Origin of the sequence: Pseudomonas moraviensis subsp. stanleyae, from assembly GCF_036283065.1 — a bacterium.
Taxonomy (GTDB): Bacteria; Pseudomonadota; Gammaproteobacteria; order Pseudomonadales; family Pseudomonadaceae; genus Aquipseudomonas; species Aquipseudomonas stanleyae.
On record NZ_JAADJI010000006.1, the window covers coordinates 349,024 to 372,051 of the forward strand.

Here is a 23,028-nt window from a genome sequence, read left to right on the forward strand (position 1 = left end):
TCCCACAGGGAAATGCATTCCAATGTGGGAGCGAGCCTGCTCGCGAATGGAGCGACACGGTTTTACAGAGTCTTTTCGAATATCTTCGAGTTGCGCTGATAGTTGTACAGCGACGCCCGCGCCGCTGGCAGGCGTTCGACGCTGCTTGGCTCGAACCCGCGCTCGCGGAACCAGTGCGCGGTGCGAGTGGTGAGCACGAACAGGGTTTTCAAACCCTGCGCCCGCGCCCGGGTTTCGATGCGCTCGAGCAATTCGTCGCCGCGTCCGCCATGGCGATACTCCGGATTCACCGCCAGACACGCCAGCTCACCGGCATCGGAATCGGCAATCTGATACAGCGCCGCACAGGCGATGATCATCCCTTCACGCTCGACCACGCTGAATTGTTCGATCTCGCGCTCCAGCACTTCCCGCGAGCGGCGCACCAGAATGCCTTGCTCTTCCAGCGGACTGATCAGGTCGAGCAGGCCACCGACGTCTTCAATCGCCGCCTCGCGCACCAGTTCGAATTGCTCTTGCGCCACCAGCGTCCCGCCACCGTCACGGGTGAACAATTCGGTCAACAAGGCACCGTCTTCGGCATAACTGACGATGTGGCTGCGCGCCACGCCGCCACGGCAGGCTTCGGCGGCGGCATCGAGCAACTCGGCCTGATAGTTGCTCATGCCGAGGCGCTGCAAATGTGCCGGCACTTGTTGCGGGCGCAGTTCACGTACCAGTTTGCCGTTCTCGTCGATCAGGCCAAGCTCGGCGCCGAACAACAGCAGCTTGTCCGCGCCCAGATCGATCGCAGCGCGGGTCGCGACGTCTTCGCAGGCAAGGTTGAAGATCTCGCCGGTCGGCGAATAGCCCAGCGGCGACAGCAGCACGATCGAGCGCTCGTCGAGAAGGCGGTTGATGCCCTTGCGATCAACCCGACGCACTTCACCGGTGTGGTGATAGTCGACACCTTCCAACACACCGATCGGCCGCGCGGTAACGAGGTTGCCGCTGGCCACGCGCAGGCGCGAGCCCTGCATCGGCGACGAGGCCATGTCCATCGACAGCCGCGCTTCGATGGCGATACGCAGTTGGCCGACGGCGTCGATCACACATTCCAGGGTCGCGGCATCGGTGATGCGCATGCCGTGGTGGTAATGCGGGGTCAGGCCACGGGCGGCGAGGCGGGTTTCGATCTGCGGGCGCGAGCCGTGGACCAGCACCAGACGCACGCCGAGGCTGTGCAGCAGGACCAGGTCGTGGACGATATTGCCGAAATTCGGATGCTCGACGCCGTCGCCGGGAAGCATGACGACGAAGGTGCAATCGCGGTGGGCATTGATGTAGGGAGACGCGTGGCGAAGCCAATTGACGTATTCGGGCATGAACCTGGGCCTGTAATAAAGAGCAGCCGAAAAAAGGGGCGAAACGAAAAACGCACAGCGGGCTGATGGTTATCGTCGGAACAGGCTTGGCGACACGCGCGCTCTCCTCATGAATACGGGTTGGGGTACAGGCAATTTACCGGGTTGATGCAAGACATTTAACCCTGTGGGAGCGAGCCTGCTCGCGAAAACGGTGGATCAGGTTGATCAACGGCGACTGACGAAACGCTTTCGCGAGCAGGCTCGCTCCCACACAGGGCCATCATCGTTCGTCTGTCGTCAGGCAGTAATGTTCAATCAACTGCCGAATCAGATGCACGGTAGGCTGCAAACGTGACATTTCAAGGTACTCGCCCGGTTGATGCGCGCAGGCGATGTCGCCGGGGCCAAGCACAATGGTTTCGCAGCCGAGGCGCTGAAGATAAGGCGCTTCGGTGCCAAACGCTACTGCTTCGGCACGATGGCCGGTGAGCTTTTCGGCGATGCGCACCAACTCCGCATCTGCGCCCTGCTCGAAGGGCGGCACTTCCGGAAACAGTGGCTTGTAGTCGATCTTCACCTTGTGCCGCTCGGCCACCGGGTTGAGCTTGCGCAGGATTTCCGCACGCAGCACGCTCGGGTCCATGCCCGGCAGCGGCCGCAGGTCGAACTCCAGCGAACACTGGCCGCAGATGCGATTGGGGTTGTCGCCGCCATGAATGCAGCCAAAGTTCATCGTCGGTTGCGGCACGCTGAATTGCGCATTGCTGAATTCGCGCTGCCACAACAGGCGCAGGCCGCGCAGTTCGCCGATGGCATCGTGCATCGCCTCAAGGGCGCTGTGGCCCAGACGCGGATCGGACGAGTGGCCGCTCTGCCCGAGGATGTCGATGCGCTCCATCATGATGCCCTTGTGCATGCGGATCGGCTTGAGCCCGGTCGGTTCGCCGATCACCGCCGCGCGGCCCAGCGGTTGCCCAGCCTCGGCCAGCGCGCGGGCGCCGGACATTGAGCTTTCTTCGTCGCAGGTGGCGAGAATCAGCAGCGGTTGCCTGAACGGCTGATCGAGCAGCGGCCGTACGGCTTCTATGATCAGCGCGAAGAAACCTTTCATGTCGCAACTGCCCAGCCCGATCCAGCGGCCATCGACTTCGGTGAGTTTCAGCGGGTCGGTTTGCCAGAGCGCATCGTCGTAGGGAACCGTGTCGCTGTGCCCGGCCAGCACCAGGCCACCGGGGCCGCTGCCGAAGCTGGCGAGCAAATTGAATTTGCCGGGGCTGACCTGCTGGATATCGCAGCTGAAACCCAGGTCACCGAGCCAACCCGCCAGCAGATCGATGACGGCGCGGTTGGATTGATCGAGGCTCGGCTGGGTACAGCTGACCGACGGCGCAGCAATCAGCGCGGCGAATTGATCTTGCATGGACGGCAATGGCATCACTGACTCCAACTCCCGGATTGAGGCCCACTATAGAACCATCCGGCGCGGGGAATAAACCGCCGCAGGGCGTAGGAAGTTTGACTCCTGTACACTGCACGGCCTTGGCAGCCACACATTCCCCCGGCTGCGCTCCCGATTCTGGATGTTCCGGCCATGCAAAAAGAAACCGAAATCAAACTCCGCGTCAGCCGCGAAACCCTCGCTGCCCTGCGCGAGCACCCGCTGCTGAAGAAACGCAACAAAAGTGGCTGGGAACGCCGTGAGTTGATGAACCAGTATTTCGACACCCCCGAGCGCGATCTGGCCCAGGCCAAAGTCGCCCTGCGCCTGCGCAAGGACGGTGACGAAGTGATTCAGACCCTCAAGACCCGTGGCCACAGCGTCGCCGGTCTGTCCGAGCGTAACGAGTACGACTGGAAACTGCCGAAAGCCAAACTCGACGTGAAGAAACTCGACGGCGAATGCTGGCCCGAGGCGCTGGCCGAGCTGGACAAGAAAACCCTCAAGCCGATCTTTACCACTGATTTCGTCCGCGAGCGCGCTGAACTCGCCTGGGGCCGGGGCAAGACCAAAGTGGTCATCGAAGCGGCGCTGGACCTCGGCCACGTGGTGGTCGGCAAGCAGAAGGAAGAAATCTGCGAGCTGGAACTGGAACTGCGCGAAGGCGAACCTGCCGCGCTGCTGGAACTGGCTGCCGAACTGGCCGAAACCCTGGCGCTGATGCCATGCGATATCAGCAAGGCCGAGCGCGGTTATCGTCTGCACGACGCCAACAGCTACTCGCTGAGCCTGCCAGCGCCGCAGCTGACCACCGAAACCCGTCTCGACGACGCCTTTGCCGCGCTGAGCTGGCATTTGCTCGGCAGCAGCCAGCGTCTGGCCGAGCAATATCGCTTCAACGGCCACTGGCGTCTGTTGCAGGACTGGGTCGAGAACCTCGCGGAAATGCGCGCCCTGCTCAGCAGTCTCGGCCAGGCCGCGCCGCGTCAGTCGACTCACGATTTGCGCGTGGCCCTCGATGCCTTGCTGGAAGACTGGCGTCCGCTGGTGCAGGTCGGCATCGAAGACGAGGACGTGCGCAAAGCCGCGCCCGAGCAGTTCCTCGAAGAGCTGGAAGACCCGCGCTGGGGCCAGTTCTCGCTGAACGCTTCGCGCTGGTTGCTGGCGCGCACCTGGACCGCCGACCGCAACACTCGCGGCAATCGTCAGGGTGATGCGCAACTGCACAGCTGGCTGCCGCGTCTGTTGGGCGAAGAAGCCACCGCTCTGCAGTTGCAACGCTATCAGCAGCAGCCGGAAGATCTTGCTGAACAACTGCCGCGTATCGAGCGCATTCAGGTCTGGTTGCACCACGCGCGCAACGTGCTGGACATTCCGGAAATGGATCGCCTCTACGGCGAGCTGAACAAACTGGCGCAACTGGCCAACGAGCCGACCATCACCGACGAACTGCTCGATGCGCGCAAGCATCAGGCGATTGCGGTGTACCAGAATCGCGCCTGGAAGATCCTCCTGCGCATGTAATACCGCTTTCGCGAGCAGGCTCGCTCCCACATTGGAATGCAATCCCCAGTGGGAGCGAGCCTGCTCGCGAAGAGGCCAGCTGCCTTACCTCAGACCGGCAGGCTGGTGGTGGACTTGATCTCCGACAGCGCCACGATCGAATTCACTTCCTGTATCCCCGGCACCAGCGACAGCTTCTCGAAGAAGAACCGCTCGTACGCCTCGATGTCCGCCGCAACGATGCGCAACATGAAGTCCACCGCGCCCATCAGCACATAACACTCCAGCACTTCCGGAAAGCCGCGAATCGCCTCGGTGAATTCGGTGAAGTTCGACCGGCCGTGGGCGTTGAGTTTGATCTCGGCGAAGATCTGCGTGTTCAGGCCGATCTTCTTGCGATCCAGCAAGGTCACCTGACCGCGAATGATGCCCTCCTCTTTCATCCGCTGAATCCGCCGCCAGCACGGCGATTGCGACAGGCCCACCTGTTCGGCGATCTGCGCGCTCGACAGCGAAGCGTCTTCCTGCAGCAAGGCGAGGATCTTGCGGTCGTAGGCGTCCAGCTCGCTGTGCATAAAAAATCCTCAAATATCAGCTTTGGCGAATCATGTCTTTCGATAATTCGCTTTAAACGCCGATCATAGCCAAGAAATACCCCGCACCGAATGTAAAAATTTCTCCAGTGATTCTGGAGACTCGCCATGCCACACCTTGAAGCCGTGAACAGCCCCGCCACTCGCGCCGATGTCTGGAACATCAGTAACGCGCACTGCCTGGCGCAATACCAGATCCTCGCCGAGGCCGAGCCGGATCTGCTGGTGCGGGTATTGAATCTGTTCGCCTTGCAGTTCCTGACGCCGGAGCAGGTCAACGTCCAGCGGCAGGACGACCTGCTGTCGATCGATCTGCTGATGAGCGGCCTGAGCTGGCATCGCGCGCAGGTGATCGCGGAAAAACTGCGCAACCTGATCAGCGTCTGCTCGGTGGATCTGCACAACGCCGACGCGGCGTGGCAGGCAACCGTGCAAGCCGCCGGCTGACAAATCCGGCAACGGCTTCGTCGGGTAGTGGCCCAACGGTCAGCAGGGCCACGACTATCCTTTTGTGCATGTCGTTCAAAAAGGAAAGCCGCATGTCCGTTCAATTTGTCACCCAGGACCGCTGGCTGGACCTCAACGATGTACTGCGTGAACTGGTCGCCCAGGGCTTCATCTGCCAGGACGCCGCGGAACAGGCGCTCAATGCCCGCCGGCGCCATGCTGCTCACGGGCAGATGCATCCGCTGGAGTTCATCGCCAGCCAGCAACTCGACGACCTCAGCCGTCCGGGCAAACATCTGGATCTGGAAAGCCTGACCCTGTGGCTGGCGCAACAGGCCGGCCAGCCGTATTTGCGCATCGATCCGCTGAAGATCAACGTCGCAGCGATCACGCCACTGATGTCGTATGCCTTCGCCCAACGGCACAAGATTCTTGCCGTCGCCGTGGATCGCGATGCGGTGACCGTGGCCAGCGCCCAGCCTTACGTCAACGGCTGGGAAGCCGACCTGACCCACGTATTGAAGCTGCCGATCAAACGGGTCGTGGCCAACCCGGTGGATATCCAGCGCTTCAGCGTCGAATTCTTTCGTCTGGCCAAGTCGGTCAGCGGCGCCAGCAACGCCGACGCCCAGGGCGGCAACCTCGGCAACTTCGAACAGCTGCTCAACCTCGGCGCCAGCGACCAGGAGCCGGACGCCAACGACGCGCACATCGTCAACATCGTCGACTGGCTGTTCCAGTACGCCTTCCAGCAGCGCGCCAGTGATATCCACATCGAACCGCGCCGCGAGCACGGCACCGTGCGTTTTCGCATCGACGGCGTGCTGCACAACGTCTATCAATTCCCGCCGCAGGTAACCATGGCGATCGTCAGTCGCCTGAAAAGCCTCGGTCGCATGAACGTCGCGGAAAAGCGCAAACCCCAGGACGGCCGGGTCAAGACCAAGACCCCGGACGGCGGCGAAGTGGAGTTGCGTCTGTCGACCCTGCCGACGGCGTTCGGCGAAAAAATGGTCATGCGGATTTTCGATCCGGAAGTCCTGCTGAAGAATTTCGACCAGTTGGGTTTCAGCGCCGACGACCTGCGCCGCTGGCAGGACATGACTCGTCAGCCCAACGGCATCATTCTGGTCACCGGGCCGACGGGTTCGGGCAAGACCACCACCCTCTACACCACGCTGAAAAAACTGGCGACGCCGGAGGTCAACCTCTGCACCATCGAAGACCCGATCGAAATGATCGAGCCGGCCTTCAACCAGATGCAGGTGCAGCACAACATCGAACTGACCTTCGCCGCCGGGGTGCGCGCGCTGATGCGACAGGACCCGGACATCATCATGATCGGCGAGATCCGCGATCTGGAAACTGCGGAAATGGCGATTCAGGCCGCGCTCACCGGGCACCTGGTCCTGTCGACGCTGCACACCAACGATGCGCCGAGCGCCATCAGCCGTTTGCTCGAACTCGGCGTGCCGCATTACCTGATCAAGGCGACTGTGCTGGGGGTCATGGCCCAGCGTCTGGTGCGCACATTGTGCCCGCATTGCAAGGCACCGCTGACGCTCGAGGATGAAGACTGGCAAACCCTGACCCGGCCCTGGCAGGCGCCGCTGCCGAGCCATGCGCAGCGGGCGATCGGTTGCCTGGAATGTCGCGACACCGGCTATCGCGGCCGCGCCGGGGTCTACGAAATCATGCAACTGAGCGACAGCCTGAAAGCGCTGATCACCCCGGATACCGACCTCACCGCGATCCGCCGCCAGGCCTTCAAGGAAGGCATGCGCAGCCTGCGCCTGTCCGGCGCGCAGAAAGTCGCGGCGGGGCTGACCACGGTGGAGGAAGTGTTGCGGGTCACACCGCAAAGTGAGTTGAAATAAGTCGGCACGGAACTGGATTGGGGATCGGCTATCCAACGCCGTAGTCAATCCCAGGAGTCACCTCATCATGCGTCTCAAACTTGCTGTCGCCACCTTGGCCCTGCTGTCGCTTCCCGTTGGTTCGGCCATGGCGGACAGCTTTTGGCGTAACGTCATCTCCTCCGGTGCCACCACCGGTTCGACCTACCTGACCTTCAAGGACCACAAGCTGATCGTCGCCGCCCAGGACGACGCCGGCAGCTTCGTCGCCAGCGACGGCGGCATCCGTGGCCCGTACCTGGAAGCAGCGATGCAAAAAGTCCGCGCCGACAACCCGGGCCTGCAGGCTTCGGACATGGAACTGGCGAACGCGATTCTGGCGAAGAACGCCGTGGCGTCCGAGTAAGCCTCACCCCATGAAAAATACCGCTCAAAAGAGCGGTATTTTTTTGCGCCAGAATCAAAAGATCGCAGCCTTCGGCAGCTCCTACCTTTGGAATGCATTCCTACTGTAGGAGCTGCCGAAGGCTGCGATCTTTTGATCTTCAGCGGTAATCATCCACCGGCACACAGGCGCAATACAGGTTGCGATCGCCGTAGACGTTATCCACCCGATTCACTGCCGGCCAGTACTTGTGCGCCCGAGTGTGCGCATCCGGGGTGATGGCCTGTTCGATACTGTAGGGCCGTTCCCAGATTCCAGTGACATCGGCCAGGGTATGCGGCGCGCGTTTGAGCGGGTTGTCTTCGCCCGGCCAGTTGCCCTTCTGCACTTCATTGATCTCGGCACGAATGCTCAACATTGCGCCGATAAATCGATCCAGTTCCGCCTTCGATTCGCTCTCGGTCGGCTCGACCATCAACGTGCCCGGCACGGGGAAAGACATGGTCGGCGCGTGGAAACCGTAATCCATCAGACGTTTGGCTACGTCTTCCTCACTGATGCCGGTCTGCGCCTTCAGTGGGCGCAAATCGAGGATGCATTCATGTGCCACCCGACCATTGCGCCCGGTATAGAGCACCGGGAACGCGCCGGACAAATGCTGCGCCAGATAATTCGCCGCCAGAATCGCCACCTCGCTGGCGTCCGCCAGTTGCGGGCCCATCATGGCGATGTACATCCAGCTGATCGGCAAAATGCTCGCGCTGCCCCACGGCGCTGCGCTGACTGCACCGTTCTGCGCCAGCGGCCCGTCAATCGGCACCACCGGGTGGTTGGCCACAAACGGCGCCAGATGCGCGCGAACTCCGATCGGGCCCATGCCCGGCCCACCGCCGCCATGGGGAATGCAGAACGTCTTGTGCAGGTTCATGTGTGACACGTCGGCGCCGATGTCCGCCGGCCGGGCGAGACCAACCTGGGCATTGAGGTTGGCGCCATCCATGTACACCTGGCCGCCATGCTGGTGAATCACTGCGCAGATTTCGCTGATGCCCTCTTCATACACGCCGTGGGTCGATGGATAGGTCGCCATCAGGCACGACAACTTGTTCCCGGCCTCGGCGGCTTTCAGCTGCAAATCATCCAGATCGACATTGCCGGCCTCATCGCACTCGACAATGACCACGCGCATTCCGGCCATCTGCGCCGATGCCGGGTTGGTGCCATGGGCCGACGACGGAATCAGGCAGATATCCCGCGCGCCCTCGCGTCGGCTCTCGTGATATTTGCGAATCGCCAGAAGCCCGGCGTACTCGCCCTGCGCGCCGGAGTTGGGCTGCATGCAAATCGCATCGAAACCAGTGATCGCGCAGAGCCAACGCTCGAGTTCGTCGATCATCAGCGTGTAACCGACGGCCTGCTCCCTTGGCACGAACGGATGCAGATTGGCGAACTGCGGCCAGGTGATCGGGATCATTTCGCTGGTGGCGTTGAGCTTCATCGTGCACGAGCCCAGCGGAATCATCGACTGGTTAAGCGCGAGATCCTTGTTTTCCAATTGCTTGAGATAACGCAGCATCTCGGTTTCGCTGTGGTGCGCATTGAACACCGGATGGCGCAGATAAGGCGTGCTGCGCTGAAGATGCTCGGGGATTGCAGAAGTCATGTCTTCGCCATCCAGCGCGTCGACGCTCAAGCCGTGATCGGCGCCGAGCAGCACATCGAACAGTTTCGCCACCGTATGTTCATCACAGGTCTCGTCCAGACTCAGACCAACGCGGCCGCGACCGAGAATGCGCAGGTTGATCTGCGCCGCCTGAGCGCTTTCGATGATTGCGGTTTGTGCGCCGCCGACCTCCAGGGTCAGGGTGTCGAAGAACTGTGCGTTGAGCCGTTTGATGCCGTTGCGCTCAAGGCCTGCGGCGAGGATGCAGGTCAGGCGATGCACGCGCTGGGCGATACGCTTCAAACCCTCGGGGCCGTGATACACCGCATAGCAACTGGCAATATTGGCCAGCAGCACCTGCGCTGTGCAGATGTTCGAGTTGGCCTTCTCGCGGCGGATATGTTGCTCGCGAGTCTGCAGGGCCATGCGCAGCGCGACGTTGCCGCGAGCATCTTTTGACACGCCGATGATCCGTCCCGGAATCGCCCTCTTGAACTCTTCGCGGCTGGCGAAGAACGCCGCGTGCGGTCCGCCGTACCCCATCGGCACACCAAAACGCTGGGACGAACCGAACACCACATCGGCACCCAGCTCACCCGGCGGCGTCAGCACCAGCAGGCTGAGCAAGTCGGTGGCGACGCAGGCCAGAGCCTGTTGCGCGTGCAACTGATCGATCAGCGGTTTCAGATCGCGGATTTCGCCGTGGGTATCGGGATATTGCAGCAGCGCGCCGAACACCTCGTGCTGCGCGAGGTTATCCACCGCGTCGACGATGAGCTCGAAGCCGAAACCTTCGGCGCGGGTCTGCACCACGGACAGGGTTTGCGGATGGCAGTTTTCATCGACAAAAAACACATTGCTCTTCGACTTCGCCACGCGCTTGGCCAGGGCCATGGCTTCGGCCGCTGCGGTGGCCTCATCGAGCAGCGAGGCATTGGCCAGTTCCAGTCCGGTGAGGTCGATGGTCAGCTGCTGAAAATTCAGCAGCGCCTCGAGCCGGCCTTGGGCGATCTCTGGTTGGTATGGAGTGTACGCGGTGTACCAGCCGGGATTTTCCAGCACATTGCGCAGAATCACGGTGGGCGTGACGGTGCCGTGGTAGCCCATGCCGATCAGGCTGGTGAACAGCTGGTTCTGTTCGGCATAACCGCGCAGTTTCGCCAGCGCAGCCTGTTCGTCGAGGGCTGGTGGCAGATCCAGCGCGCGATTGAAGCGAATCCCCGGCGGCACGGTCTGCTCGATCAACTCGGCGCGACTGCCCAGGCCCAGGCTGTCGAGCATCGCCTGCTGCTCGGCAGCATCCGGGCCGAGGTGACGGCGCAGAAAGGCTTCGGGATCGCGTAACTGGCTCAGGGACGGCGACTGGGGCATGACGGGCTCTCCTGGCTGGGGCTTGGCGTCAATCGACACGGTCAAACCAGCATAGCAGGCGAATTTTCAAGATCACGCCGCCCCTGTGGGAGCGAGCCTGCTCGCGAAAGCGGTGTTTCAGAAACCTTGGCATTGACTGATACGGCGCTTTCGCGAGCAGGCTCGCTCCCACAAAGGGATATTCGGCGCCCATAAAAAAGCCCCGACGAATCGGGGCTTTGGGTCATGCCGGCAAGTTACTCACCGATGGCAGCCTTGTACGCACCAGCATCGAGCAGCTTGTCCAGCTCGGCCTTGTCGCTTGGCTTGAGCTTGAAGATCCACGCGCCGTACGGGTCGGAGTTCAGCAGCTCGGGCGAGCCGCTCAGCTCTTCGTTGACTGCGATCACTTCGCCGCTGACCGGGGCGTAGATGTCGGAGGCGGCTTTCACCGACTCGACCACGCCGGATTGGTCACCGGCGGCGAATACCTTGCCGACTTCGGTCAATTCGACGAACACCACGTCGCCCAGCGCTTCCTGCGCGTGATCGCTGATGCCCACGGTGACAGTGCCGTCGGCTTCCAAACGTGCCCATTCATGACTTTCGGCAAAACGCAGTTCGGCAGGGATATCGCTCATCTTCGGTTTCCTCAGGAATTGGTCAGCGGTTGTGCCCGCCAGAAAAAGGTTAGATCAAAGTCTTGCCATGGCGTACGAAGGTCGGTTTGACCACTCGTACCGGGTACCACTTGCCACGGATTTCCACTTCGGCGCGGTCGGCAGTTGCCATCGGCACACGCGCCAGGGCAATCGATTTGCTCAGCGTAGGAGAGAAACTACCACTGGTGATCTCCCCTTCGCCAACATCGGCGATGCGAACCACTTGGTGAGCGCGCAAAACGCCGCGCTCTTCCAGCACCAGACCGACCAGTTTGTGCGCCACGCCAGCGGCTTTTTCCGCCTCCAGCGCCGCGCGACCGATGAACTGGCGCGAGGCCGGCTCCCAGGCGATGCTCCAGGCCATGTTCGAGGCTAGCGGTGAAACGTCCTGATGGATGTCCTGACCGTAAAGGTTCATCCCGGCCTCGACACGCAAGGTGTCGCGGGCGCCGAGGCCGATCGGCGAAATGCCGGCGCCGACCAGGTCGTTGAAGAAGCCCGGCGCCTGATTCGCCGGCAGGCAGATTTCCAGACCATCCTCGCCGGTGTAACCGGTGCGGGCGATGAACCAGTCACCGTCGATGGCGCCTTCGAAAGGTTTGAGTTGCTGGATCAGTGTGGCCCGGGACTGAGTCACCAGTTCGGCGATCTTGTGCCGGGCCTGCGGGCCCTGAATGGCGAGCATCGCCAGCTCGGAGCGCTCGTGCAGTTGCACGTCGTAAGCACCGCGCTGGGCGTTCATCCAGGCCAGATCCTGATCGCGGGTCGAGGCGTTGAACACCAGCCGGTAGGCGTCGTCGAGGCGGTAGACGATCATGTCGTCGACGATGCCGCCACGCTCGTTGAGCATGGTGCTGTACAACGCCCGGCCGGGGCTGTGCAGACGTTCGACGTCGTTGGCCAGCAGATGCTGGAGCCAGGCCTTGGCCTGGGCGCCGGTGACATCGATCACGGTCATGTGGGAAACATCGAACACCCCGCAATCGCGGCGCACTTCGTGGTGCTCCTCGACCTGCGAGCCGTAATGCAGTGGCATGTCCCAACCGCCAAAATCGACCATCTTCGCGCCGAGCGCGAGGTGCAGGTCATACAGAGGCGTACGCTGTCCCATGGGTTTCTCCTTCCGGGCGTGGCGAGGGTGCGGACCGCCGCTATACAGCTGAAAGCCTTGATAAATAAGGCTTGCAGCCGATTCCAGCGCACGGGTCTGTCAGACGAACCGCACCGAATGCCGCGCATTGTAGCCGCATGATGTAGGACTCACTACTAAGTGTTTCGGTGCGCTGAGCGTCGAATCAATCCGATCACCGGCAACAGGCCGACCAGCACAAGCGTCAATGCCGGCAATGAGGCACGCGCCCACTCGCCTTCACTGGTCATTTCAAAGATCCGCACCGCCAGCGTGTCCCAGCCAAACGGGCGCATCAGCAGGGTCGCGGGCATTTCCTTGAGCACATCGACAAATACCAGCAACGCGGCGCTCAGGGTGCCGGGCAGCAACAGCGGCAGATACACTTTGAAAAACAGTCGCGGCCCACTGACACCCAGGCTACGTGCCGCTTCGGGCAAAGATGGCCGTATACGCGCCAGACTGCTTTCCAGCGGCCCGTAAGCGACGGCGATAAAGCGCACCAGATAGGCCATGAGTAACGCGGCGAGGCTGCCGAGCAACAGTGGTTTGCCGGCACCGCCGAGCAACGCGGAGAGCGGAATCACCAGTTCACGATCCAGATAACTGAAAGCAAGCATGATCGACACCGCCAGCACCGAACCGGGCAAGGCGTAGCCGAGATTGGCCAGGCCGACGCCGGAGTTGATTGCAGGTGTCGGCGCAAGGCGCCGGGCGAATGCCAGCAACAACGCAACGCTGACGGTGATCAGCGCCGCCATCGCGCCGAGGTACAGCGTGTGCAGGATCAGCCCGGCGTAGCGCTCATCCAGATCGAAGCGCCCGCGCTGCCAGAACCACACGATCAGTTGCAGCAGCGGAATGACGAAGGCGCAGGCGAACACCAATCCACACCAGCCCGTCGCCGCGAATGCCTTGATCCCGCGCAGGTGATACAGCGCCTTCACCCGTGGCCGCTCATTGCTGGCCCGGTTCGCCCCGCGCGCACGGCGCTCGCCGTACAGCACCAGCATCACCACCAGCAGCAACAGACTCGCCAGTTGCGCGGCGCTGGGCAGGCTGAAGAAGCCGTACCAGGTTTTGTAGATGGCGGTGGTGAACGTGTCGAAATTGAACACCGACACCGCGCCGAAATCCGCCAGGGTCTCCATCAGCGCCAGCGCCACACCTGCGCCAATCGCCGGACGCGCCATCGGCAACGCGACCCGCCAGAACGCCTGCCACGGCGATTGCCCGAGCACCCGCGCCGCTTCCATCAGGCCTTTGCCCTGGGCCAGGAACGCGGTGCGCGCCAGCAGATAAACGTAGGGATAAAACACCAGCACCAGCACCACGATCACCCCGCCGGTAGACCGCACCCGCGGCAGGCGCAGGCCGGTGCCGAACCATTCGCGCAACAGGCTCTGCACGGGGCCGGCGAAATCGAGCAGGCCGACGAAGACGAACGCCAGCACATAGGCAGGGATGGCGAAGGGCAGCATCAGCGCCCAGTCGAGCCAGCGCCGACCGGGAAATTCGCAAAGGCTGGTCAGCCAGGCAAGGCTGACACCCAGCAGGGTCACGCCGACACCGACGCCGAGGATCAGCGTCAGGGTATTGCCGAGCAGCCGCGGCATCTGGGTTTCCCACAGGTGCGACCAGATCTGCTGATCGATGGTCTGCCACGACAGCAGCAGCACGCTCAGCGGCAACAGCACCAGCGCAGCGATGGCGAAGACGATGGGGTACCAGCGGCGTTGGGCGGGGTGGGCCACTTTTGGGTCTCTGGAGGGATTGGCGTGTTCTTGGATTGCGTATTTCAGGTTGGGATTGCTGCCCTCACCCTAGCCCTCTCCCGGAGGGAGAGGGAACTGACCGCGTCGCTTTTACGTATTATGCCGATCTGAGGTACCGAGCCGAACTCAGGTTCGAATCCAACACAAATCGGCTCCCTCTCCCTCCGGGAGAGGGCTGGGGTGAGGGAGCGATCTTGAAGGATGAACAGTTATACGAAAAGCCCTAGTTCCAACCCGCCCGATCCATCATCCGGATCGCCTCAGCCTGACGCTTGCCCGCCACTTCCACCGGCAGGGTATCGGCCACGAACTTACCCCACGCCGCCACTTCTTCCGATGGCGCCACCGCCGGGTTGGCCGGGAATTCCTGGTTCACGTCGGCAAAAATCTTCTGCGCCTCAGGGGTGGTCATCCATTCAACCAAGGCCTTGGCTGCTTCCGGATGCGGCGCATGTTTGGTCAGGCCGATGCCCGACAGATTCACATGCACGCCGCGATCAGCCTGATTCGGCCAGAACAGCTTCACCGGCAATTCAGGCTTCTGCTTGTGCAGGCGACCGTAGTAATAGGTATTGACGATGCCGACGTCGCACTGCCCGGCGTTGATCGCCTCCAGCACTGCAACGTCATCGGAGAACACGTCGGTGGACAGGTTGTTGACCCAGCCTTTGAGGATCTTCTCGGTCTTCTCGGCGCCGTGGACTTCGATCATGGTCGCGGTCAGTGACTGGTTGTAGACCTTCTTCGCCGTGCGCAGGCACAAACGGCCTTCCCAGTTCTTGTCGGCCAGTGCTTCGTAAGTGGTGAGCTCGCCCGGCTTCACCCGCTCAGTGGAATAGGCGATGGTCCGCGCGCGCAGGCTCAGGCCGGTCCAGGCGTGAGTGGACGAGCGATATTGCAGGGGGATGTTGGCGTCGATGGTTTTCGAAGTGAACGGCTGGAGGATGCCCATCTGCTCGGCCTGCCAGAGGTTGCCGGCATCGACGGTGAGCAGCAGGTCGGCGGTGGCGTTCTCGCCTTCGGCCTTGATGCGCTGCATCAGCGGCGCTTCCTTGTCGGTGATGAATTTGATCTTCACGCCGGTCTTGGCGGTGTAGGCATCGAATACCGGTTTGATCAGCTCATCGATGCGCGACGAATAAACCACCACCTCATCGGCAGCCTGGGCAGTGCTGCTGCCGATCAGGGTCAAGGCCAGTGCGGTCAGAAGACGCTTGGGTGCCAACATGGGAGTGGTCTCTCGGTCGGGAAATGTGGGCCAAATGATAAGGACTCACATTTACCACCACAATCGAACACTCGGGGAAGGCGTTACCAGATGTTGCACAGGTTGAAATGTGCTGTGACTGGACTGGCGCCATCGCGAGCAGGCTCGCTCCCACATTGGAATGCATCTCAACTGTGGGAGCGAGCCTGCTCGCGAAGAGGCCATCAGCCTCAATGAGGCGGTCAGGGCTTTGCCAGAGTTGGAAGATCCCCGGTCAACCCCAGCGCCTCGCGCACAAACAAGGCCTTCGCCTCGGGCATCTGCTCGACCAGCTTCAACCCGGTATTGCGCAGCCAGCGCAGCGGCAGCGGATCGGCCTGGAACAAGCGCTCAAAGCCTTCCATCGCCGCCATCAGCGCCAGGTTATGCGGCATGCGCCGACGCTCGTAGCGGCTCAGCACTTTCACGTCCGCCAGCCGCTCACCGCGCTCATGCGCTTGCAGCAGCACTTGCGCCAGCACGGCAGCATCGAGGAAACCAAGGTTCACACCCTGCCCCGCCAACGGATGAATGGTGTGCGCCGCATCGCCGATCAGGGCCAGGCCTTCAGCGACATAGCGTTTGGCGTGACGCTGACGCAGCGGCACGCACAGCCGCGGATCGGCACTGATGACTTCACCGAGGCGTCCTTCAAAGGCCCGCTCCAGTTCAGCGCAAAACGCGACGTCGTCCAGCGCCATCAAGCGCTCGGCTTCACCCGGTGTGGTCGACCAGACGATCGAGCACCAATCCTGCTGATCATCACGCTCCAGCGGCAGAAACGCCAACGGCCCGTGATCGGTAAAACGCTGCCAGGCGGTTTTGCGATGCGGCTGGCTGCAACGCACGCTGGTGACGATGGCGTGATGCAGATAATCCCACTCGCGAGTCGCCACGCCGGTGAGACGGCGCACAGCAGAATTAGCGCCATCGGCCGCGATCACCAGTGGCGCGCGCAAGATGCGGCCATCGGCCAGGGTCAGCAGCCAGTCATCGCCGGAGCGACGCATCTGCTCCAGCCGCGCATTGGCCAACATGCCCAAGTCGCAGTCATGCAAGCGCTCGAGCAGCGCATCCTGGACCACGCGGTTTTCGACGATATGGCCGAGCACATCGGCATGCACGCTGCTTGCCGAGAAATGAATCTGCCCGGTGCCGCTGCCGTCCCAGACATGCATGTCGGTGTACGGGCTGCTGCGCCGTTGCGCGATGCCGTCCCAGACGCCGAGGCGTTCGAGGATGCGCTGACTTGCCGCCGACAACGCACTGACCCGCGGTTCAAACGCCGCTTCGGCATCGAACGGTTTCACGCTCATCGGGCTGCCGTCGAGCAGCAGCACTTCCAGGCCGCTGTCCTGTAGCGCCAGCGCCAGGGCGCTGCCGACCATTCCAGCTCCGACTATCAGCAGATCTGCGCGCATTTCCATGCTTTAGGCCTGTCTCGCTTGCGGCTTGCGCCGCACGTAAAGGGTTTTACCGAGCGCGCCAGTTAGCGGCGCGATCCTGAAAATGAAAGTGCCGGCCAGCCACTCAAGCATCCGGACGCGTCCCCAAGCCCATCGCCTGACGGGCGAACCAGCGTTTGGCCGGCGGCAGCAGGTCGAGGCCGAGCAGGCCGAGGTTGCGCCCCAGCGACACCAGCGGCTGGGTGCTGCCGAACAGGCGGGTAACCTGATCGGAGAAGCCCACGGTCAGGTCCTGATCGAGGCGCTGCCGCTCGCGATAGGCCTGCAACGTGGCGAAGTCGCCCAGCGGCTTATCACTGGCCAGCAGCGCTGCCGCCAAGGCGTCGGCGTCACGCAGCGACAGGTTGAAGCCCTGCCCGGCAATCGGATGCAGGCTGTGCGCGGCGTTACCGAGCACGGCCAGATGCGAGCGCACCTGTTCTTCAGCCTCGATCAGTGACAGCGGATACAGATGCCGTGCGCCGACCTGTTTCAAAGTGCCGAGGCGGTAACCGAACACGCTTTGCAATTCGCTGAGAAAATCACGCTCGCTCAACTCGGTCAGACGCTGCGCGTCCATGCCCAGTCGGGTCCAGACCAACGCACAGCGGTTGTCCGGCAGCGGCAGCAGGGCCATTGGGCCTTCGTCGGTAAAGCGCTCGAAGGCCATGCCGTTGTGCGCTTCGCTCGGAGTGATATTGGCGATCAGCGCGCTTTGGTTGTAGGGGCGCGTGCGCACGTTGATGCCCAACTGTTCGCGCAACCCGGAGCGACCGCCATCGGCGAGCACCGCCAGGTCGCATTCCAGCGTGGTTTCATCGTTGAGGGTCAGGCGATAGCCATCGGCCAACGGCTCCATGCGCGTGACTTCCGCCGGGCAGCGCCAAGTGATCACGTCTTTGTCGAGGTGCTGCCACAAGCACTGGCCGAGCCAGGCGTTTTCCACCACGTAACCGAGCGCGGGTACGCCCTCTTCCATCGCCGACAAACGTGCGGTGGAGAAACGGCCGCGGTCGGAGACGTGAATCTGTTTGATCGGCTCGGCGCGGCGGGAAATTTCCTGCCAGACGCCCAGGCGCTGGTAAATCTGCCGCGAGCCGAACGACAGTGCCGAAGAGCGAGCGTCGTAGCTTGGCTGCCAGCTGTCGCCGGGAGCGAACGGTTCGATCAGGACGATTTTCCAGCCTTGCGCCTTGGCTCCGGCCTGCAATGCCAACGCCAGACTGGCGCCGACCAGACCGCCACCGATGATTGCCAGATTGACTCGACTCATGCTGCGTGTGTCCTTGCCTGTGCCATCAGCGCTTCGATCTCGGCGACGGTTTTCGGCACGCCTGCGGTGAGAATTTCACAACCGGATCGGGTCACGACCACGTCATCCTCGATGCGCACGCCAATGCCGCGCCATTTCTTCGCTACGTTCTGGTTGTCCGGGGCGATGTAGATGCCCGGTTCCACGGTCAGCGCCATGCCGACCTCCAGCACGCGCCATTCGCCGCCGACCTTGTACTCGCCGACGTCATGCACATCCATGCCCAGCCAATGGCCGGCGCGGTGCATGTAAAAAGCCTTGTAGGCTTCGCTGGCGATCAATTCATCGACCTCGCCTTGCAACAAGCCGAGTTTCACCAGCCCTGTGGTGATCACTCGCACTGTGGCTTCATGCGCCTGGTTCCAGTGCTTGTTCGGGGCGATTTCGGCGAACGCGGCTTCTTGCGAGGCCAGTACCAATTCGTAGATCGCTTTCTGCTCGGGCGAAAACTTGCCGTTGACCGGCCAGGTGCGGGTGATATCGCTGGCGTAGCAGTCGATCTCGCAGCCGGCGTCGATCAACACCAGATCGCCATCCTTGAGCAACGCGTCATTCTGCTGGTAATGCAGGATGCAGCTGTTGCGCCCGGCGGCGACGATCGAGCCGTAGGCTGGCATCTTCGCCCCGCCCTTGCGGAACTCGTAATCGAGTTCGGCTTCGAGGCTGTACTCGTAGAGCCCGGGCCGACTGGCCTGCATCGCGCGGATATGCGCCTGGGCTGAAATCCGCGCGGCTTCGCGCATCACCTTCACTTCTGCCGCCGATTTATACAGGCGCATGTCGTGCAGCAGATGATCCAGGGCAACGAATTCATTCGGCGGCTGCGCGCCGAGGTGCGCCTTGGAGCGGATCACGTTGATCCAGTCCATCAGGTGCCGATCGAATTCCGGGTTGCTGCCCATCGCCGAATAGACCCGGTCGCGGCCTTCGATCAGGCCGGGGAGGATGTCGTCGATGTCGGTAATCGGAAAGGCGTCGTCGGCGCCGTACTCGCGGATCGCGCCTTCCTGCCCGGCGCGCAAGCCATCCCACAACTCGCGTTCGGCGTTGCGTTCACGGCAGAACAGGATGTACTCGCCATGCTCGCGCCCGGGCATCAGGACGATGACGGCTTGCGGCTCGGGAAAACCGCTGAGGTACTGGAAGTCGCTGTCCTGACGGTAGACGTGCTCGACGTCGCGGTTGCGGATTGCGACCGCGGCGGCGGGCAGGATCGCGATGCTGTTGGGTTCCATCTGCGCCATCAGGGCCTTGCGGCGACGGCTGTATTCCGCTTTGGGGATATGGGTCATGGGCAGATGGCTTTCCCTGGCACGCGATTAATGCAGCGACGGCTTGGCGGCTGGCGGCACATCGGCTTTTTTGGTTTCCGAGAACAGCAGCAGCGGCGCGACGCGCAGGTATTCCATGACTTCCATGTAGTCGTTTTCGCCGTCATCGGACTCTTCAAGGGCATCTTGCACCTGAGAAATGGCGGCCAGATCCTGCAGCACTTCGGTGGCTTCAGTGCTGAGCGTGCTGCTGTCACGGCAGTTCAGGCCGAAACCGCTGAGGAAGCCCTGGCACCATTCGCCCAGAGCAGCGGCGCGGTCGGCCAGCGGCGCATCGTCGGTCGGCAGCAGCAGAACGACGGTGACGTCGTCGCCGGTCAGCTCGCCCTTGACCATCTCCTGGAGGCCGATCAGGGCGTTGCGGACGTTGTCCTGGATATCGCCTTCGAGCAGTTCGGCGGCGTCGATCAGCCAGCCTTCGTGATCGAAACCGGCACCGGCGCAACTGCGCCCGAGCAGCACGCCGTGCAGTTCGGCAGGCGAGACGTTGTGGCCGCTGGCAGTCAGCAGGGTGGCAAAGGCTTGGTACGGGGAATTCGCAATGGTCATGGGCAGCTAGGCGCCAGACGGCGCTATGTCTAGAATGAAGGCCTTGTATCCTACATCGACAGCCCCGCCAAGACCATTAAAGGCTGTCCGCCAGTCACCACCCATCAGACGAACACGTGGACCCAATGGAAGACACCGACCTGCAAGCGCTGATGGCCAGACTCGAACTGCTGATTGGCCGAGTCGAGCAACTTAAGAGTCAAAACGCACTCTTACTAGCTCAGGAAAAAACCTGGCGCGAGGAACGCGCTCACCTCATTGAAAAAAACGAAATCGCCCGGCGTAAGGTCGAATCGATGATTTCGCGCCTCAAGGCCCTGGAGCAAGACTCATGAGTTCAAGCAATAGCGTTACCGTGCAGATCCTCGACAAAGAGTATTCGATCATCTGCCCGCCAGAGGAACGCAGCAATCTGGTCAGTGCCGCCCGCTACCTGGATGGCAAGATGCGCGAGATCCGCAGCAGCGGCAAAGTCATCGGCGCCGACCGCATTGCCGTAATGGCCGCGCTGAACATCACCCACGACCTGTTGCACAAAGAAGAGCGCCCGGACATCCAGGCCAGCGGTTCGACCCGCGAACAGGTGCGCGACTTGCTCGATCGTGTCGATCTGGTCCTCGCCGACGATCAGAGTACCGCCAAGGGCTGATTCGACTGGCAGCTTGAGGTATACTCGCCCCACTCCCTGGGGTGCTTGCCAGTTGACGATGTCCCGGAGCCGATTCGCACTACCCTGGAAGTTGCACGTTGGGCTGGTGTGCATGTCCGCTAGACGGAAAGCCTTAAAGTCTACTGCTTCTTCCACCTTGAACTTTCGGGTTCAAGGGCTGAGTTGACAGCGGTTCATCCGGGGAGCCTGATTCGAATCCGATGTCGGTACATGCCGACATCGGATTTTTTATGCGTACGTTTTTGCATCCACCTGCCGAAGCCGAACCATGACCGAACCCGCGCTGCTGCCCCGCCCGCAACTCCGCCGCCTGCTGCGCAAGGCGCGCCGCGCACTGACGCCAGGCGAACAACGCCAGGCTGCCAAAGGCCTGTTCCGGCAATTGGCTCAGGACCCGCACTTTCGCCGGGCAAAACATATCTCTCTGTATTTGCCCACCGACGGTGAAATCGATCCGCGCCTGCTGCTGCGCGAAGCCCAGCGTCGTGGCAAGGCGACTTATCTGCCGGTACTCAGCGCCTGGCCGCGAACGAAGATGGTCTTCCAGCGTATTCGTCCCGGCGAAAAGCTCACTCCCAATCGTTTCCGCATCCTTGAGCCTCGGGCCAATCTGGCTCGACAACGCAAGGTCTGGGCGCTGGATCTGGTGCTGTTGCCGCTGGTGGGGTTTGACGATGTTGGCGGGCGACTGGGCATGGGCGGCGGATTTTATGATCGCAGCCTCGCCTATCTGGCCCGACGCAAGAACTGGCGCAAGCCGACGCTGCTGGGCCTGGCCCATGAATGTCAGAAGGTCGAACGTTTGGCGCAGGCGAGCTGGGATGTCCCGTTACAAGGCACGGTTACTGACAAGGCGTGGTATTTCGCAGAGTAGACGCCGCACAGAAAAGCGGCGTCGATGAGACAGGTTCAGCGTTTGAAAGCGGTCGACTGTTGCACCTGTTGCGCCACTTCAATCGGCGCGTCGGCCTTGTTGGCCCACAGGCTCTGCGCGTAACCGGTGGTTACCACGCCCAGGCCAAACAAAATTACCAAAGTCCATAGCAAATCCGGTTTGCGTTTCATCGATTGCCCCCCTCAAGGCACATCATCACGATGACAGCAGCGGTTTCCGTTCGTAGGCCGTGCAGCAGCGTCAAGCTTTAAAGGCCGGCATTTTGCGGCAACGTGAACCTGTGCGCAAACGCTGACGTCAACCGACTGTCGGTTTGTCATAAAATTGCCCGACAACCTGCCCAATGACCGTTTCAGGAGCACAAGACATGGCCTATTGGCTGATGAAATCAGAGCCGGACGAGCTTTCGATCAAGGGTCTGGAAAAGCTTGGCAAGGCGCGCTGGGACGGGGTTCGCAATTATCAGGCGCGCAATTTCCTGCGGGCGATGGCCGTGGGTGACGAGTTCTTTTTCTATCACTCCAGCTGCCCAGAGCCGGGGATTGCCGGGATCGGCAGAATAATCGAAGCAGCGTATCCCGATCCGACGGCGCTGGAGCCCCAGAGTCATTACTTCGATCCCAAGGCCACGCCGGAGAAAAATGCCTGGAGCGCGATCGATGTCGAACATGTCGAGACGTTTGCGCGGGTGTTGAAGCTCGATTACCTGAAGCAGCAGACCGCGTTGGCAGAGATGCCACTGGTGCAGAAAGGGTCGCGGTTGTCGGTGATGCCGGTGACGGCGGAGCAGTGGGCGGCGGTTATCGCGCTCAAACCCTGATTCATTTTTGCCTGATAAATAGCTTTCGCGAGCAGGCTCGCTCCCACAGTGGATTGGGGGTGATGCACATTTTTGCATTCACCGAATAACCCTGTGAGAGCGAGCCTGCTCGCGAACAGGCCTGCCCGGACAGCGAACGACTTACTGAATGATCAGGTTGTTGAACAACAGATCCTCAACAACAGGCTTGCCGGTCTCGTCATTCATGACCTGCTGGGTCTGCTTCAACGCTTCCTGACGCAGCTTTTCCTTGCCTTCGATGCTGCCCATCGCCTCGGTGGTCTGCTGAGTGAACAGCGCCACCAGTTGATTGCGGATCAGCGGCTCGTTGGCCTTGACCAGTTTGCTCGCCTCTTCGCCAGTGACGCGCAGGGCCACGTCGGCCTTGTAGACCTTGAGCTTGGCGGTGCCATCGAGGCCGTAATTGCCGACGAACGGCGGGCTCAGGGTGATGTAATTGACCTTCGGCGCCTCGCCTTCTTTGGCTTCTTCGGCCAGTGCTGCCACAGGCAGAGACAGGGCCAGCAACAACATGATCCACGCTTTCACAATTCGCTCCTTATCCGGTTTGCGGCCTAGCATAACGACCCGCCGCGCAAGCACAAGCTTATGG

Annotated in this window: 22 protein-coding genes and 1 other RNA gene; 9 read left to right on the plus strand and 14 right to left on the minus strand. The window is 61.8% G+C overall.

The genetic code is table 11. From position 1 onward, the window contains the following. Positions 1 to 62: 62 nt before the first annotated feature. Together argA and argE are read right to left on the minus strand one after the other, a co-directional pair. On the minus strand, positions 63 to 1,364 hold the full coding sequence (gene argA / locus GXB78_RS13260; protein ID WP_016772647.1) for an amino-acid N-acetyltransferase: 1,302 nt from the start codon (positions 1,362 to 1,364) through the stop codon (positions 63 to 65). Positions 1,365 to 1,626: 262 nt separating this feature from the next. Continuing rightward, positions 1,627 to 2,781 carry an acetylornithine deacetylase gene (gene argE / locus GXB78_RS13265; protein ID WP_329515699.1) on the minus strand — a complete coding sequence of 385 codons (1,155 nt, stop codon included), beginning with the start codon at positions 2,779 to 2,781 and terminating at the stop codon, positions 1,627 to 1,629. 156 nt (positions 2,782 to 2,937) lie between these two features. On the opposite strand from argE, the gene GXB78_RS13270 reads away from it, so the two are divergent. Then, complete coding sequence (locus tag GXB78_RS13270; RefSeq protein WP_329515700.1) at positions 2,938 to 4,308, plus strand: CYTH domain-containing protein; 1,371 nt, start codon at positions 2,938 to 2,940, stop codon at positions 4,306 to 4,308. 89 nt (positions 4,309 to 4,397) lie between these two features. Here the strand turns inward: GXB78_RS13270 and GXB78_RS13275 are convergent, their stop codons facing one another. Next, complete coding sequence (locus GXB78_RS13275) at positions 4,398 to 4,862, minus strand: Lrp/AsnC family transcriptional regulator (protein WP_024014730.1); 465 nt, start codon at positions 4,860 to 4,862, stop codon at positions 4,398 to 4,400. A gap of 126 nt (positions 4,863 to 4,988) precedes the next feature. On the opposite strand from GXB78_RS13275, the gene GXB78_RS13280 reads away from it, so the two are divergent. The 3 genes from GXB78_RS13280 (at position 4,989) to GXB78_RS13290 (ending at position 7,589) form a co-directional block, all read left to right on the plus strand. Beyond that, positions 4,989 to 5,327, plus strand: coding sequence for a hypothetical protein (locus tag GXB78_RS13280; RefSeq protein ID WP_329515701.1), 339 nt, complete (start codon positions 4,989 to 4,991; stop codon positions 5,325 to 5,327). Positions 5,328 to 5,419: 92 nt separating this feature from the next. Beyond that, positions 5,420 to 7,204 (plus strand): GspE/PulE family protein, encoded by a 1,785-nt coding sequence (locus tag GXB78_RS13285; RefSeq protein WP_329515702.1) that lies wholly within the window; start codon positions 5,420 to 5,422, stop codon positions 7,202 to 7,204. A 64-nt stretch (positions 7,205 to 7,268) separates the two neighbouring features. Then, on the plus strand, positions 7,269 to 7,589 hold the full coding sequence (locus GXB78_RS13290) for a DUF2388 domain-containing protein (protein ID WP_172667868.1): 321 nt from the start codon (positions 7,269 to 7,271) through the stop codon (positions 7,587 to 7,589). A gap of 139 nt (positions 7,590 to 7,728) precedes the next feature. On the opposite strand, the gene gcvP is transcribed toward GXB78_RS13290, so the two are convergent. From gcvP to GXB78_RS13335, 9 genes are all read right to left on the minus strand, one after another. Continuing rightward, positions 7,729 to 10,602, minus strand: coding sequence for an aminomethyl-transferring glycine dehydrogenase (gcvP, locus tag GXB78_RS13295; RefSeq protein WP_329515703.1), 2,874 nt, complete (start codon positions 10,600 to 10,602; stop codon positions 7,729 to 7,731). A 236-nt stretch (positions 10,603 to 10,838) separates the two neighbouring features. Next, positions 10,839 to 11,222 (minus strand): glycine cleavage system protein GcvH, encoded by a 384-nt coding sequence (gene gcvH / locus GXB78_RS13300; RefSeq protein ID WP_329515704.1) that lies wholly within the window; start codon positions 11,220 to 11,222, stop codon positions 10,839 to 10,841. Between the two features lie 49 nt (positions 11,223 to 11,271). Further along, positions 11,272 to 12,354, minus strand: coding sequence for a glycine cleavage system aminomethyltransferase GcvT (gene gcvT / locus GXB78_RS13305; protein WP_329515705.1), 1,083 nt, complete (start codon positions 12,352 to 12,354; stop codon positions 11,272 to 11,274). Positions 12,355 to 12,509: 155 nt separating this feature from the next. Then, positions 12,510 to 14,126 (minus strand): ABC transporter permease, encoded by a 1,617-nt coding sequence (locus GXB78_RS13310; RefSeq protein ID WP_329515706.1) that lies wholly within the window; start codon positions 14,124 to 14,126, stop codon positions 12,510 to 12,512. A gap of 244 nt (positions 14,127 to 14,370) precedes the next feature. After that, positions 14,371 to 15,375: an extracellular solute-binding protein gene (locus tag GXB78_RS13315; protein ID WP_329515707.1), complete on the minus strand. Its 1,005-nt coding sequence runs from the start codon at positions 15,373 to 15,375 to the stop codon at positions 14,371 to 14,373. A gap of 221 nt (positions 15,376 to 15,596) precedes the next feature. Further along, positions 15,597 to 16,814 (minus strand): 2-octaprenyl-3-methyl-6-methoxy-1,4-benzoquinol hydroxylase, encoded by a 1,218-nt coding sequence (locus tag GXB78_RS13320; RefSeq protein WP_329515747.1) that lies wholly within the window; start codon positions 16,812 to 16,814, stop codon positions 15,597 to 15,599. Between the two features lie 109 nt (positions 16,815 to 16,923). After that, positions 16,924 to 18,111, minus strand: coding sequence for a 2-octaprenyl-6-methoxyphenyl hydroxylase (gene ubiH / locus GXB78_RS13325; protein WP_329515708.1), 1,188 nt, complete (start codon positions 18,109 to 18,111; stop codon positions 16,924 to 16,926). Then, positions 18,108 to 19,442, minus strand: a complete 1,335-nt coding sequence (gene pepP / locus GXB78_RS13330; RefSeq protein WP_329515709.1) for a Xaa-Pro aminopeptidase — start codon at positions 19,440 to 19,442, stop codon at positions 18,108 to 18,110. Before pepP ends, ubiH begins: the two co-directional genes overlap by 4 nt. A gap of 27 nt (positions 19,443 to 19,469) precedes the next feature. After that, a complete protein-coding gene (locus tag GXB78_RS13335; RefSeq protein ID WP_329515710.1) occupies positions 19,470 to 20,030 on the minus strand; it encodes a YecA/YgfB family protein in 561 nt (186 codons plus the stop codon). A gap of 125 nt (positions 20,031 to 20,155) precedes the next feature. On the opposite strand from GXB78_RS13335, the gene GXB78_RS13340 reads away from it, so the two are divergent. From GXB78_RS13340 to GXB78_RS13355, 4 genes are all read left to right on the plus strand, one after another. Next, a complete protein-coding gene (locus tag GXB78_RS13340) occupies positions 20,156 to 20,365 on the plus strand; it encodes a TIGR02449 family protein (RefSeq protein ID WP_007911197.1) in 210 nt (69 codons plus the stop codon). Continuing rightward, positions 20,362 to 20,679, plus strand: a complete 318-nt coding sequence (locus GXB78_RS13345; RefSeq protein ID WP_042607079.1) for a cell division protein ZapA — start codon at positions 20,362 to 20,364, stop codon at positions 20,677 to 20,679. Before GXB78_RS13340 ends, GXB78_RS13345 begins: the two co-directional genes overlap by 4 nt. 30 nt (positions 20,680 to 20,709) lie before the next feature. Beyond that, positions 20,710 to 20,888: non-coding RNA, 6S RNA (gene ssrS, locus GXB78_RS13350), on the plus strand. A gap of 80 nt (positions 20,889 to 20,968) precedes the next feature. Further along, complete coding sequence (locus GXB78_RS13355; protein ID WP_024014742.1) at positions 20,969 to 21,574, plus strand: 5-formyltetrahydrofolate cyclo-ligase; 606 nt, start codon at positions 20,969 to 20,971, stop codon at positions 21,572 to 21,574. Between the two features lie 35 nt (positions 21,575 to 21,609). On the opposite strand, the gene GXB78_RS13360 is transcribed toward GXB78_RS13355, so the two are convergent. Continuing rightward, entirely contained in the window at positions 21,610 to 21,765 is a 156-nt protein-coding gene (locus GXB78_RS13360; RefSeq protein ID WP_007911192.1) for a hypothetical protein, read from the minus strand. 197 nt (positions 21,766 to 21,962) lie between these two features. On the opposite strand from GXB78_RS13360, the gene GXB78_RS13365 reads away from it, so the two are divergent. Further along, positions 21,963 to 22,415: an EVE domain-containing protein gene (locus tag GXB78_RS13365; RefSeq protein ID WP_329515711.1), complete on the plus strand. Its 453-nt coding sequence runs from the start codon at positions 21,963 to 21,965 to the stop codon at positions 22,413 to 22,415. A 141-nt stretch (positions 22,416 to 22,556) separates the two neighbouring features. Here the strand turns inward: GXB78_RS13365 and GXB78_RS13370 are convergent, their stop codons facing one another. Continuing rightward, positions 22,557 to 22,964 carry a flagellar basal body-associated protein FliL gene (locus GXB78_RS13370; RefSeq protein WP_253497019.1) on the minus strand — a complete coding sequence of 136 codons (408 nt, stop codon included), beginning with the start codon at positions 22,962 to 22,964 and terminating at the stop codon, positions 22,557 to 22,559. Positions 22,965 to 23,028: the final 64 nt, after the last annotated feature.

Bases quoted from the DNA above. Each gene is read 5' to 3' on its own strand.
- GXB78_RS13285 (WP_329515702.1), top strand. From the start codon at position 5,420: ATGTCCGTTCAATTTGTCACCCAGGACCGCTGGCTGGACCTCAACGAT.
- GXB78_RS13365 (WP_329515711.1), top strand. From the start codon at position 21,963: ATGGCCTATTGGCTGATGAAATCAGAGCCGGACGAGCTTTCGATCAAG.
- argA (WP_016772647.1), bottom strand. From the start codon at position 1,364: ATGCCCGAATACGTCAATTGGCTTCGCCACGCGTCTCCCTACATCAAT.
- GXB78_RS13340 (WP_007911197.1), top strand. From the start codon at position 20,156: ATGGAAGACACCGACCTGCAAGCGCTGATGGCCAGACTCGAACTGCTG.
- pepP (WP_329515709.1), bottom strand. From the start codon at position 19,442: ATGACCCATATCCCCAAAGCGGAATACAGCCGTCGCCGCAAGGCCCTG.
- ubiH (WP_329515708.1), bottom strand. From the start codon at position 18,111: ATGAGTCGAGTCAATCTGGCAATCATCGGTGGCGGTCTGGTCGGCGCC.
- GXB78_RS13335 (WP_329515710.1), bottom strand. From the start codon at position 20,030: ATGACCATTGCGAATTCCCCGTACCAAGCCTTTGCCACCCTGCTGACT.
- GXB78_RS13320 (WP_329515747.1), bottom strand. From the start codon at position 16,814: ATGCGCGCAGATCTGCTGATAGTCGGAGCTGGAATGGTCGGCAGCGCC.
- GXB78_RS13345 (WP_042607079.1), top strand. From the start codon at position 20,362: ATGAGTTCAAGCAATAGCGTTACCGTGCAGATCCTCGACAAAGAGTAT.
- GXB78_RS13270 (WP_329515700.1), top strand. From the start codon at position 2,938: ATGCAAAAAGAAACCGAAATCAAACTCCGCGTCAGCCGCGAAACCCTC.
- gcvP (WP_329515703.1), bottom strand. From the start codon at position 10,602: ATGCCCCAGTCGCCGTCCCTGAGCCAGTTACGCGATCCCGAAGCCTTT.
- GXB78_RS13355 (WP_024014742.1), top strand. From the start codon at position 20,969: ATGACCGAACCCGCGCTGCTGCCCCGCCCGCAACTCCGCCGCCTGCTG.
- GXB78_RS13280 (WP_329515701.1), top strand. From the start codon at position 4,989: ATGCCACACCTTGAAGCCGTGAACAGCCCCGCCACTCGCGCCGATGTC.
- argE (WP_329515699.1), bottom strand. From the start codon at position 2,781: ATGCCATTGCCGTCCATGCAAGATCAATTCGCCGCGCTGATTGCTGCG.
- gcvH (WP_329515704.1), bottom strand. From the start codon at position 11,222: ATGAGCGATATCCCTGCCGAACTGCGTTTTGCCGAAAGTCATGAATGG.
- GXB78_RS13275 (WP_024014730.1), bottom strand. From the start codon at position 4,862: ATGCACAGCGAGCTGGACGCCTACGACCGCAAGATCCTCGCCTTGCTG.
- GXB78_RS13360 (WP_007911192.1), bottom strand. From the start codon at position 21,765: ATGAAACGCAAACCGGATTTGCTATGGACTTTGGTAATTTTGTTTGGC.
- gcvT (WP_329515705.1), bottom strand. From the start codon at position 12,354: ATGGGACAGCGTACGCCTCTGTATGACCTGCACCTCGCGCTCGGCGCG.
- GXB78_RS13315 (WP_329515707.1), bottom strand. From the start codon at position 15,375: ATGTTGGCACCCAAGCGTCTTCTGACCGCACTGGCCTTGACCCTGATC.